10 protein-coding genes and 1 pseudogene are annotated in these 11,804 nt (G+C 71.6%); 4 read left to right on the top strand and 7 right to left on the bottom strand.

Annotated features, from left to right (window positions below; translation table 11 throughout):
* Nucleotides 1–206 precede the first annotated feature (206 nt).
* Entirely contained in the window at nucleotides 207–2,363 is a 2,157-nt protein-coding gene (locus tag ACFXHB_RS42970) for a hypothetical protein (protein ID WP_380582383.1), read from the bottom strand.
* A 257-nt stretch (nucleotides 2,364–2,620) separates the two neighbouring features.
* Between ACFXHB_RS42970 and ACFXHB_RS42975 the strand changes: the two genes are divergently transcribed.
* Nucleotides 2,621–3,544, top strand: a complete 924-nt coding sequence (locus ACFXHB_RS42975) for an SMI1/KNR4 family protein (protein ID WP_380582385.1) — start codon at nucleotides 2,621–2,623, stop codon at nucleotides 3,542–3,544.
* A gap of 831 nt (nucleotides 3,545–4,375) precedes the next feature.
* Here the strand turns inward: ACFXHB_RS42975 and ACFXHB_RS42980 are convergent.
* Nucleotides 4,376–4,720 (bottom strand): hypothetical protein, encoded by a 345-nt coding sequence (locus ACFXHB_RS42980; RefSeq protein ID WP_380582387.1) that lies wholly within the window; start codon nucleotides 4,718–4,720, stop codon nucleotides 4,376–4,378.
* A 13-nt stretch (nucleotides 4,721–4,733) separates the two neighbouring features.
* Here ACFXHB_RS42980 and ACFXHB_RS42985 point away from each other — a divergent pair, with 13 nt between their 5' ends.
* Nucleotides 4,734–5,579, top strand: a complete 846-nt coding sequence (locus tag ACFXHB_RS42985; protein ID WP_380582389.1) for a transposase — start codon at nucleotides 4,734–4,736, stop codon at nucleotides 5,577–5,579.
* 40 nt (nucleotides 5,580–5,619) lie between these two features.
* Here ACFXHB_RS42985 and ACFXHB_RS42990 read toward each other — a convergent pair whose 3' ends face one another.
* The 4 genes and pseudogenes from ACFXHB_RS42990 to ACFXHB_RS43005 form a co-directional block, all read right to left on the bottom strand.
* Nucleotides 5,620–6,189, bottom strand: a complete 570-nt coding sequence (locus ACFXHB_RS42990) for a carbamoyltransferase C-terminal domain-containing protein (RefSeq protein ID WP_380582391.1) — start codon at nucleotides 6,187–6,189, stop codon at nucleotides 5,620–5,622.
* A 78-nt stretch (nucleotides 6,190–6,267) separates the two neighbouring features.
* Nucleotides 6,268–6,462 (bottom strand): annotated as a pseudogene (locus tag ACFXHB_RS42995) (carbamoyltransferase N-terminal domain-containing protein); the annotation flags it as partial.
* Between the two features lie 27 nt (nucleotides 6,463–6,489).
* Nucleotides 6,490–6,777: a transposase gene (locus ACFXHB_RS43000; protein WP_380582401.1), complete on the bottom strand. Its 288-nt coding sequence runs from the start codon at nucleotides 6,775–6,777 to the stop codon at nucleotides 6,490–6,492.
* Nucleotides 6,778–7,938: 1,161 nt separating this feature from the next.
* Entirely contained in the window at nucleotides 7,939–8,538 is a 600-nt protein-coding gene (locus tag ACFXHB_RS43005; RefSeq protein WP_380582393.1) for a hypothetical protein, read from the bottom strand.
* A gap of 283 nt (nucleotides 8,539–8,821) precedes the next feature.
* Here ACFXHB_RS43005 and ACFXHB_RS43010 point away from each other — a divergent pair, with 283 nt between their 5' ends.
* Nucleotides 8,822–9,304 (top strand): SOS response-associated peptidase family protein, encoded by a 483-nt coding sequence (locus tag ACFXHB_RS43010; protein ID WP_380582395.1) that lies wholly within the window; start codon nucleotides 8,822–8,824, stop codon nucleotides 9,302–9,304.
* A 411-nt stretch (nucleotides 9,305–9,715) separates the two neighbouring features.
* Here ACFXHB_RS43010 and ACFXHB_RS43015 read toward each other — a convergent pair whose 3' ends face one another.
* Nucleotides 9,716–11,149, bottom strand: coding sequence for a hypothetical protein (locus ACFXHB_RS43015; RefSeq protein WP_380582397.1), 1,434 nt, complete (start codon nucleotides 11,147–11,149; stop codon nucleotides 9,716–9,718).
* 88 nt (nucleotides 11,150–11,237) lie between these two features.
* Here ACFXHB_RS43015 and ACFXHB_RS43020 point away from each other — a divergent pair, with 88 nt between their 5' ends.
* A complete protein-coding gene (locus ACFXHB_RS43020; protein ID WP_380582399.1) occupies nucleotides 11,238–11,462 on the top strand; it encodes a hypothetical protein in 225 nt (74 codons plus the stop codon).
* Nucleotides 11,463–11,804: the final 342 nt, after the last annotated feature.

Genomic DNA, 11,804 nt, shown 5'->3' on the forward strand with positions numbered 1-11,804 from the left:
CGACGGACAGCACGACTTCGACAGCACGAGGACCCCGAGACGACATGAAAACAGCCTACATACTTAGAGCTGACATTTCAGGTGCAGGACACTAGCGCTCCTGAACACGCCGTCGGTCGGTGCGTTCACCACAGGCCCTCCACCAGTCGCCGCCCGTCGCACCCGCAGGCGCGCCGCCACCCTCGCGGCCCCACCGCGCTGCTCCGCTACACCGCCGGGTGCCCGTGACCACGGGCGGAGGTGCGGACGGTGAGGAGCGCTTGAACGCGCCGGCGGAGGGCTTCGTCCTGGCCGATGAGGCGGTCCTCGACTCCGGCGCGGATGGTGCGGGCGTCGCCGTGCGCGAGGACGGTGAGCTGGGCGAGCTGGGCGTCGGTCAGAGCGGCGACGCCGAGGGATTCCAGGGCCTCGCAGGCGCCCTGGGGGTCGGCGTCTGTCTCGGCGGCCCCGAGGGCGGCTGCGGCGAGTGCGGGGAGGTCGAGCGAAGCGGGTTCCGCGACGGCCAGCAGGGCCAGCACGGCGCTCGGGGCCGGCCTCGGATCGGCGAGGGCCGCTTCCAGGTGCGGCCCGAGCGGCCGCCCCGCCGCCCCGAGCAGCGCGGCAGCACGGGCGGCGCGCGCCAGAGACCACTGGGACCAGAGGTTCGCCGCGGCGCGGCGGAACACGGAGTCCAGAACGGCGACCGACTCGCCCGCGTCGCCAGTGACGTGCCACAGCGCCTCGGCGATGGCGCTGTCCGCGTCCAGTGCGGGCATGGTGCCGACGTCCGGGGCGCTGAGTGCCGCGCGCAGCGCGGGCACCAGCGTCGCCGCGCGGGGGCCGAGTTCCCCCGCCGCGGCCGCGGCGTGCCTGCGCCGGGTGGTGCTCTCGCGGAGCTCGGGCCCGAGCAGGCGCAGCAGGGGTACGGTGTCACCGGTGAGGTCGTACAGGGCCCGCGCGGCCGCGAGTGTGCCGTGCTCGGCTGCCGCTCGCAGGGCCGCGACGGCGCGGGCCCGCTCCGACGGCGCGCCGTCCTGGGTGACGGCGGTGATGGCGCGGGCCGCCTGGTCGCCGCGGTGGGGAAGGAGCGCGCACAGCTCGGGAAGGGCCGGGGCCGCCGAAGCGCCCCAGCCGGCCAGGAGGTCCGTCAGCTGCCAGGGCTCGTTGCCGCTGAGCGCCTCGGGGCGGGCGAGCCGGGTTCGGACCGCGGTGAGGAGGTCACGGTCGTAGGGGAGGACGCGGTCCGGGCTGCGCAGTCCGGTGGCCGCGTCCAGGGCCCGGGGCCTCCTCCCGAGGCCGGCGGCCAGCAGGGGCGTCGCCATGGCCGGGGCGATGAGGACCAGGGCGGCCAGGACGCGGTCTGCGGGGTCGTCGTCCTGTTCCGGGGCACGTGCGGCCAGCGGGAGCAGAACGTCCGCCGCCGGCGCGGCGGCCGGGCCCAGGCGTCCGAACAGAGACGACAGGTCGAGCACCGACGCCTCGTCGACGCAGGCCGCACGCAGGGCCGGCACCAGCCGGGACGGGGCGCTGCGGGAGAGCATGCACGCACGGTCGGCCGCCCAGGTGCCCTCCGCCCGGACCTCGGCCCGGCTGTCGCGCAGCGCCGCCTCCGCGAGGGCGAACGCCGCCTCGCGCTCCGCCGGGTGGTCGCGCTTCAGGAGGGCCTCCACCACGGCAGCCAGCGGCTCCGTCCGGTCGAGATCGAACGCCGAGTGCAGCTCACCGGCGGGCAGCAGGGAAAGCATCGCGCTGCGCAGGGCCCCGGTCCACGGCGCGCCCGCGTCCAGGTGGGCGAAGACGGCAGCCAGGCGCACCCCGGCGGGCCGGGACGGCTCCAGGGCGTCGGCCGCCACAGCGGCGCCGGTCTCCGGGTCGATCCGGGCGATCCCGGAAAGGATCTCCGCCCGGACCGCGGCCGCGGGCTCCACCTCCCAGCGCGCGAGCAGAGCGGGCAACGCGACCGACGCGCGGGTATGGGACACGGTCCAGGCGGCGGCCCGCCGAATGTCCGCGTCCGCTGCCTCCAGCAGCGGCAGGAGCAGCGGGAGTTGGTCGGCCACGGTCGCCCGGACCGTGCCGGGCTCCGCCCCGTGCTCGTCCTCGCTCGCGGCCATGTCACCGAGCAGCGACAGCACGTCCGCCGTACGGTGGCCGGCGGCCGCGAGCCCCGCCAGGAACGGGACCGCTACCGCACTGGCGTCGTAGACCGTCCCCTGGTGCAGCACAGTCCCGTACAACTCCGACAGGGCCTCCTTCGCCGCGTCCGCGTCCGCCCCGGCCAGCGCCCGCAGCAGATCTGGCAGGTCCTCCGCGCTGCCGTACGCGTGGGAGTGGGAGGACCAAGAGAGGGAGTCCAGACCGTCGAGCGGATGTACGAGTTCCATGCGGACAATCGTGGCAGTTCCCTCCGACATACCCTCAGGAGCTCCACCTGCAGGAGGCGCGGGAAGGTCGAACGAGGCGGGGTCCGCGACGGACGGCAGGGACGTCGCGGCGGTCGGTGTCCGCGTAGTCAGTAAAGTGCTCAGCCAATTAGAGATGAACGTGCTCAGCCCGTAGCTCACGATTCTGTGCCCCTCCGCGGGCGGTGTCCGCGCCATGGGGTTTACTCCTTGCCGTGGACAGCGCTAGTCATCTCGCCGTGATCGAAGAAATCTTGGCCAGGCCGCTGCCGGGCGAGGGGACCGCCCAGGAGAGTGGACAAGGAGCCCAGGGTCACCAGATGGTCGATCTCGCAGCTGGCGATCGTGAACCTGCTGAGCTGAACGCGGTCGTGACCGCGCTGAGGTCGCGGTTCGGGCCATCCAAGACCGTGGCCTTGGACGGGTTGATGGATCCGTCGCTCCGACGGCTGCCGGGTCCACCGCTGGCCGACGTTCTCGCGGGCCGGGCTATCGAAATGTATGGGTGGAGCGTGGGGCAGAGGTGGCTTGGGGTCGGCCTGTTCAAAGGCGTCGGCGACGCTGCCCCGCGTCTGACCGCCGTGGTGAGCGCCGTGGCAGCTCCAACTCCTGCGGGTCAGGAGGGACCCGCCGCGTTGTCATGGGTTGAGGAACTGGCCGCACTCACCGGTTGGCGAGGGCCCCGGCGGCTGGTCGACTGGGAGTCGGTGGAACGGAAGCTGCGCCTTCGCCTTCCCCGGGACTACAGGCTGCTGGCCGAGACCTTCGGTGCGGGTACCTTCGACGACAACCTCGAACTCTGCGCGCCGGGCTCAAAGTACTTGGACCTCGACCTGATCACAACCGACCCCACCGAGTTCGCCGGCCCCGCTCCCTCCAGCAGTCCCGCAATCGGGCTCCTCCAATGGGCCGTGACCTCGGCCGAGCACTCGTTCTGCTGGCTGGTGGAGGATCCGGACCCGGACAAGTGGCCGGTCTTCGCTCGCAGCGACAAGTGGGATCCCTGGGAGCGGTTCGACTGCTCCTCGGCCGAGCTCGTCCACCGGATGCTGACCGATCCACAGCATCCCTACTCCCTCGCGCGACACTTCGACACCCACTGGTTCACTTCCGCCGAACAAGCCGCGGAGGCCTTCTGGGACGACTTCCATCCACATTCGTGAGTCAGCTTCCGGCATGCGAGGTCGCAGCGGTCAGGGCGCGTTCGCGTCCCACGTACGGGTGAACGTGCCCAGTTCTGGAGGTGTTGAGAGCTCACGTTCGGCAGTCTGCTGTCCGGTGTGTTCTCGTGGCGAAGGACGATTGACGATGGTCTTGGACCCACATCGCTTGTTGGAGCTTCGGCGGTTCCGCGGTCTGTCCGAGTCCGGGGCGATGAGCTTGTCGGAGATGGCGAAGGAGACCGGGCTGAACTGTCCGACCGACTACTGGGTCAACCGGAGGTGTCCTGGATCACTGCCCACCGACGCCTTTCTCGCGACTACGAGACCAGCCCGGCCCTGCGCACCGCTACGGTCCTGCTCGCCCCGCTGGTGGACCGCGCGGCGGCGATCCGCCCGCTGGAGCCAGTAGGACCCGGACCAGGCGGTCGGCACCTGGGCCGCCCGTCTGGACGATGTCCTGCTCGCCCTCGGCGCCGGCCCTCGCGGTCACACCGGCGATCTGTCGGTGAAGGAGGTCACCGCCTGGATGGAGGCCAACCGGAATCCGCCCGCCGTCCTCACCAGCGGCATGATCGCCCATCAGATCTCCCAGCCGCGATCGCGACGGTGTGGCTCGCCCTCGAACAGCTCGCTCAGGACGACGCCGTTGCCCACGGCCCCGGCGGTTGGACGCTTCTCACCAAGTGATCCGGCTCGTCCGGTCGCCCGGTCACGGGCGCGGTGTCCGGCCCGGCGGGGTGACAGCGGGGTCGGCCAGGATCCGCTCGACGGGGTCGGAGCAGAACCGGTAGCCGTCCGCTCGGGTCTGGCTCTTGCTCACCTTCGACGCGGTCAGCCGGCTGCGCGCAGGGGCTCGGCGTGCCGGATGTCCCCGGCGAGCAGGGCCTGGGCCTCGGTGGTGATCCGGGTCCGCTCGCCCAGCCGTGCCGCGCGGACCGTGGCGGGGTCGTCGGACTCGACCAGGTCGGTGCGTACATCCAAGTGCTCCTCGCACACCCTGGTCAGGTGGGAGGAGTAGCTGAGCGCCTCCTGGCGGCAGCCGTAGAAGGTGCACAAGCGCTGCGCCAAGGGCCGCAGCTCCTCCTGGGCCTGAACGAGGTAGTGCAGGCCGTTGGTCCTCAGGATCACGAGCGGCTCGCCGTACTCCTCGAACACCTCCTCCAGCAGCAGGACCAAGTCGGCTGGGCGCGTGTCGCCGCCCGGCAGGTCGTCGTCAAGGCCGGCAGCGGCGACTGGCTGGCGCGTCACCCGCGGCACCGCCCCCGACCGGATCGTCTCCACCGTCGACCCCGAGTCCCGTCACGTCCACAAGACCCGCACCCGCCGCCAGGACGGCTACAAGGCCCACCTCGCCATCGAACCCGAGACCACGATCCACACCGAGGTCGAACTCACCCCCGGCGCCGGGAGCGAGCACCACGAGGCAGCCGTTGCCCGCGAACTGCTCGCCGGCGAGGACCGGAGCGTCGAGGCGTTCGGCGACACCGCCTACTCCACCGGCACCGCGCGCCAGGCCCTCGGCGAGGCCGGGCACACGCCGTTCTTCAAACCGGTCACCCAACGGCCCGCCGTCGCGGGTGGCTTCGTCCTCGACGACTTCCGCATCGACGGCCCGGGCGGCACGGCCACCTGCCCGGCCGGCCGCACCGTCCCGCTGTCACCCGACCGCGGCCCCGAACTCGCCCGCACCGCGAACTTCGGCAACCGCTGCACCGACTGCCCGCTCCACGAACGCTGCACCACATCGAAGACCGGCAAGAACCTGCGGATCCAGCCCGGTTGCGACCTTCAACGAACGGCCCGGCAGCAAGCCGCCGACCCGGCATGGCAGGACGCCTACCGCCGCTGGCGGCCCCCGGTCGAACGAGCCGTCGCCCGGCTCGTCGGCAACCGAAACCGCCGCCTGCGCCACCGAGGAACGACCAAGAACAACGCCTGGCTCCACACCCGCGCCGCCGCCCTCAACCTACGCACCCCGATCAACCTCGGACTCACCCACAACGGCACGACCTGGCAGATCCGGGCTACCGCCTGACGGCGGCAGCCCGGACCACACCAAGATCTTCATCAGCCTTCTAGCGTCGCGGTGTGACGAAGACGTCGTTCACGACGTACCCGTCCAGTCCGTGCAGCTCGCCGTAGGCGATCAGGTCGCTGCTCCGGTTGATGAACCCGCGTCCCGAATAGTTGAGCGAAGTGTTGCAGAGGACGCTGAATCCGGTGAGTTCGCCGAAGGCGGTCAGGAGTGCACCCATGGCCGGGTTCGCGGTCGGGTCGACGGTCTGGGTGCGGGCCGTTCCGTCGACGTGGGTCACCGCGCACAGGTCGGCGGATTCGACCCGACTGAAGTACAGCATGTAGGGGTCGGGGAGGCCACCGCCGAACCAGCGGCCCGCTTCCTGCTCCAGGCAGATCGGGGCGATGGGGCGGTAGCTTTCGCGCTGTTTGATCCTGTTGAGCCTGGCCGTGGTCTCCTCGGTGAAGGGAGCGGCCAGGATCGACCGGTTCCCGAGGGCGCGGGGGCCGATCTCCCAGCGGCCCCGCGCCCAGCCGATGATCTTCCCGTCGCGGAGGTGGCGGGCGACCTCGCCGTGATCCAGCGGGCGGATCTCGTAGCGCTGCGGGTCGAACTCGATGTCCTCCACGAATTCGCCGCCCGCGTAGACATCCCACTCCAGGTCGGCCGACCCGGTGTAGAAGTGCTGGGCGTCGATGGCGGTGCCGATCGCGGATCCGCTGTCGTTGGGACACGGCGGAACGAAGACTGCGGGGAAGAGCCCGCACTCGCGCCAGCGCCGGTTCCACTCGCAGTTGAGCCCGCAGCCCCCGGAGATGAGCAGCGGAATTCCCTCGGTCAGGTACTCCCGGGCGTACGCGTGGAAGCGGTCGAAGATGGCGTCCGAGAGCCGGGCCGCCAGGTTCTTGTAAGCGCTCGATTCGCCCGCTCATGCCGGCCCAGGACCGGCCACTTCTCCTCCAGCACCACCGCGCTGCCCAACACCCCTCCTCAGCCCATGGGGACGCCGCAGGATACGAGACGGCTCCTGCGGCGTGTGATTCCACGTAACTGATAGGAAGTCGGCCGGCATCGCCCGCCACCTCGTTCCGTTGTCGACGAGGAAGCGGACCGCGTCCAACATCACTCGGTGGCAGTACGCCTCCGGCTGCCCGCCCCGCCCGCGCAGCCAGCCCGGCAGCAGCGGCCGCACCACCGCCCACTCCGCATCGGACATGTCGGTGGGGTAGCGGCGCACACGGGTCCCGTGGTCGGCGGCGTTCCCGAACCGGTGTGCCAGGCAGTCACACGCGAGAGTGACCGAAGTGGACCCCGCTCCCGCGATGCCGTAGAACTGCGACAACAGGGCCTCCTGGACCGCTCTTTGGCGTAGACACCCTTCGAGCTACCGAGAGGCCCTGCTCTCATACACGCCAGCCGTCACAGTCACCCGATCGAGACCCATTCCGACAGATGTCGGTCCAGACCGGACCGACAACAGTCGCTGAGCTCATGGGCCGAAGGTCGCGGGCCGAGTCCAGCAGACCGCCGTCATCGCCGGAAGAGCTGAGGGTAGGGGCAGGCATCCAAGGGCTCGGCTGGCCGATCCGTCCAGTGCCACCAGATGTGACCCTCCGGGCACTTCCAGGCGTGTCGGCACACGCGCTGCTTGTCCTCATCGCGGAGCGACAGAACAAGGCCCAGGCTCTTCAGCACTCGCCCGCAGTCAGGGCAGCTCGGCGGCTCTGGGGCGTGGTCCATGGCGGCCAGGCTAGCTCACCCGATCGAAACTCCCGTTCGACCCACACCCCTTAAGATCGGAACGACAACAGCCACTTAAGGGCGAACGTGTCCTGCGGATGTTCCCGGCCGTTCTGCCTACCGGGCGCAGGGGCGTCTGCGAACGGGGTCTCCGTGGCCCTGTCCAGGGCCGCAGGATGCAGTCCCGGAGCTTGTGCCCCGGTTGCCCTCGGTTCCGCCTACTCTGTTGAGGGCGCCGACTGTTGGCATCCGGGCTTCATGATCGGGTGCCGTGCATCGACGTGGTACTCGTGCACCCCAGGGGCGGGTGGATCTGACAACAGATTGAGATGGGAGTCACGATGGCGATGGGGCGAGCGGGAGCGGTCCTGTTAGCACTGGGTGGGGTTCTGGTGGCAGCAGGCGGTGTCACGGCGGTTGCTCTTGCCCGTGACACGGGAGCCGTTGTGGTCCCGGAGAACGTTCCTCTGTCTCCCGAGGTGCAGAGGTACGTTCAGGACCCGGAGGCGTTCGAGGACTATATGCGCTCGCACCCGCCAAAGCCGTTCATGGGAGAGATCCATGTCGGCGGCAAGTAGCAACCCAGGTGGGGCTGCGCATGGTTGGGCGCACAGCCCCACCTGGGTTGCGACTGTCGTCAGTGCGCGTTGAGCCAGTTGATCAAGCCTGTGGCGTTTCCTCCGTGGTTGGAGGAGTACAGGTAGTTGTCTGTCCAGTTGTTGTTGCTGTCCACCATGCGGTGGCTGTTGGCGCCCACGATCTGGTTGTTCCCGCCGAAACCGACGATGATGGGGCCGCCGCTGGCGCCGTGGCCCATGTCGCAGCTGAGCCTCAGGCGGTCGTCGAAGGGGTTCCAGTTGCCCGCGTCGACGGCGTTGCCGTGGCAGTACATGGCCTTGGCGGCGTCGTGGAAGTCTGAGTCGGGTCGGTTGTACCCGTTGGCCGGGTAGCCGAGGGATGTGACCCCGTCGATATCGGCGGCTCCGTTGAAGCGGTACCCGTAGGCGCCGAGCCAGTCCTGGACCTCCGCGAGCAGTTCACCCGCTACGGCCTGCCCGGCACCCGCCCCGCGCTGCGCGCCTACGTCGGCTTGTCCACCGAGGGCGAGGACCCCAACGCTCCCCTGCCCGACCCCTGGGAACGGTTCCGCGATCGCTGAACGGCCGTTCGCCGGACGCCGATGGGTCCCGGTGTCCCATCGGCGACACGGCGCCCGCCGCGTCGCGCTGAAGAACACCGGCCGCCCGCCCGGCCCAACCTGCGCGGGTGCACGACGGTCACCGGCCAGCCCCGGCCGGGCTCTTCGGCACCGCGGGTCGACGCCGTTACAGTGGCCGTTCTGATTACTCGCACGGTCGCGGCCGTGCGAACGGGAAGGGCCGTTGCAGCGTCCTGAACCTGGCCGTGCGGTGCCCGGGGAGGACGACCCGCGAGCGGCCCACCGTGCAGGCCCGTACAACCGCGGCCCCGCCCGGCGACACGAGGTGGCCGAACCGGGCCGCGGCGGCCGGACGGTGCCCATGCGCGGTAAGTACACCTCCACGACCGGCCCGGTGGATCTGGCCCGGCTCCTCGACGCAATGTCGGCGGTCCCCGACGACCGGTTCGTGCCGAGCTGGATCGTGGCGCCGACCCACGACGCGTTCACGGTGCTGGAGCGCCTGGACAGGGCAGTCGGAGAGACCAGCCGGAAGGTCCGTGCGCTGCGCCGGGGACTTGTGCCGTCCTGGGCCGAGGACCCGTGCGGTGGCGCGCGGACAGGCAGTGACGAAGTGTCGCTCAGGTCGGGCCGGCAGCCGGCCCGAAGAGCTGGTCGTGGAGGTCCGGCTCGCGGCCCGGCCAGGCCGGGGACTGGGCGTTCCCCTGCGGATGAGTGCGAGGACCTCGGCCGGGCCGCCCCGTACCTGGGCTCCGCACTTCTGGCCCTGGCCATGGGTAGTCCGCGCCGGGCCGCCTTCCAAACGGACAGGACCAACAGCCTCCTGGACGTCTGTCCAGCCTGACCCACCCCCGGCGAACGACGCAGCACCGACCGGGCAGCCGCGCACCCGAACCGCCTGCCGTGCTGACCCTGTACTCGGTCCTCGTCGCGTCCGTACGCGGCGAGCAGGGCATCGACCTCCGTGAGCCGGGCGCGCAGACGCAGCCTCTCGGCGCAGGGCGTCGAGGTCGACCCGGTCGTCCACGAGGGTCGCGCGGCGGTCCCCTCGGCATCGACGGCGCGGCGGGGGACGTCGTGGATCTCCAGCACCGTGTCGTCCAGCGCGCCGAGGGCCCGCTGGGCCGAGCTGCCGCCCCGGCCCGCCCACGCCGCCGCACGGTTCTTCGTTGGCCCGGGCCGATCTCAGCGGTCGGCCCCGACGGGAGCGAGGCGGGGCGCGGGCTTCGCCGTGGAACCCCGGCCGGCGGGAGCGTCATTCCCGGGATGTCGTCCACGGGGCGGTCCATGGATCGTCGTAGGGCTCGTCGCCGGTGTCGGAGGGCGTTGCCTCCCGGGACTGCGTGCCACGGGCCCAGAAGCGCCGCTCCTCCTCCTGCTGCGTCGCCACGTCGGGGACGGCGGCGATCGCCTCCGCGAAGCGGCCCTGCCCGACCAGCAGTTCGGCCAGGACGGTCCACGCCCGCCTGCCGGGCAGCGGGCGCAGGTGGGCGATGGCCTCCTCCACGCGGCCGTCCTGGGCGAGCAGCCAGGCGATGGTCGGTTCGCGGTCGTCGACCTCGTCGGCCGGCAGGGCCAGGAGCTCGGTGCGAGCGTCCCGGGCCCGCCCCGACTCCCCCATCAGCCACCACCGGTTGTCACGGAGCCAGAACGCCTCGTTGTGAGCGAGGAAGTCGGGGCTGCGCCCGTCGGTGAGTTCCAGGGCCAGGTCGTGCCGGCCCTGCTCGGCGAGCAGGACCATGGCCGCCTGGAGGAGGTTGCCGTCGTGGAGGTTGTCGAAGGTGTGCTCCACCGCCTTGACGGCATCCTCGAACCGGCCCTGGCGCATGAGCAGTTCCAGTAGCTGGTTCTCGTAGCTGCCCGGGTACTCGGCGGTCTCGACGAGGCCGCGTAGGTGGGACTCCGCTTCGGCGGTCCGGCCCAGGGCTTCCAGGGCCTCCACGTACGGGCGTACGGCAGCGGCTGCGGCGGGGCCGGTCGCGAGTTCGCGCAGCTCCGTGACCCGGCCGAGCCGGGCGAGCAGCGAGGCGTGTTCGCGATCCGCCCCCCAGCCGCGCATCGCGGCCGCGTCCGCCGCACACAGTCCGAGCGCCTCGTCGGTGCGGCCCGAGCGTTCCAGGACACGGACCTGGGCGGACAGGGCGTCGCTCAGGTGACGGACCTCGGACTGTCCGGGGTCGCGGCGCACCTTCTCGGCGATCGGGCCCAGCAGTTCCAGCACCCTCTCGTCGCGGCCCTGGCCCTCGGTCACGGCGACCAGGGTCCACAGTGTCCGTTCGTCGAGCGGCCGCCCGGTGAGCGCGTCGATCGCCTCGTCCACCAGTCCGGCCCCGACCAGGACCTCGGCGTAGTCGCGCCACGCATCGTGCGCATCCTCCTCCCTGATCCCGGGCCGTACCAGTTCCAGCGCCTGCTGGACGCGGCCACACCGCAGCAGAACGTCGGCCCCCGCGCGCACCGCAGGCTGCCAGCCGGTGGCAGCGAACGGCCCGATCACCCCCCAGGCCCGCTCGAACTCCCCCATCGCGCACAGCCCGCGCACCGCGCCCTGCGCGCAGGACCAGTCCTCGCGCCCGCGAGCCACCTCCACCAGGAGGTCGCCACAGCCGTGGTCGAGCAACGCATCGACCAGCTTCTGCGGGACTCCTCCGGCGTTGCCCCGCTGCCAGACAAGATCATCGACGTTCACGAAGGCACCCTAGAACGCGCGACCGGTCCGCGCCGGCTCCGAGTTCGAGCTGACCGTCACCGGCCTCCCGGAGGCGGACGGCGAGCACATGGTCGCCGGCCTTCTGGTCGCCCCGCACTCCAGGGTCCGGGTGAGGCTCACCGACGGCCAGGCCGCAGGGCTCGGCCTGTCGCCCGGCGTCGGCTACACGGTGACCGGCACCCTGACCAACCTGAACGACACCGCGGTCGAGCTCATGACCTCCACCCCAATGACCGTCCCGGCCCGCTGGCTCCACCCGCTGGACCCGGACGGCTCGGCGCGGCGGTCGTAGCCGGCGGTCATTCCGCGGGCCCCCGCCGATGCCGGCCGCGGTGGCGGCGTCCGTCGTGGTGGCGAGGGCGGACAGCCCGAACCCATGCTGTTCGGCACGGTGCCGGGCGTCACCGCGGCGAGCGCGCGGATGGCGACCAGCGAGGTCCGGCAGGCCGGCGGTGACCACGCCGCCGGCGCCGAGGTCGTACGCGGCTCCTCGTCCAGCTGCCCATCGCCGCCCACGACGACCCCCGCCCCGCGGCCGGCTCGACCGCGTCGGCGACCCGCTCCAGCACCGAGCGGCCCGGCCTCCGGCTGCCGGGCCGCGAGCTCCCGCACCCACCCAGCCGCCCGTCTGCCC

The sequence above is a fragment of the Kitasatospora sp. NPDC059327 genome (assembly GCF_042752535.1).
Taxonomy (GTDB): Bacteria; Actinomycetota; Actinomycetes; order Streptomycetales; family Streptomycetaceae; genus Kitasatospora.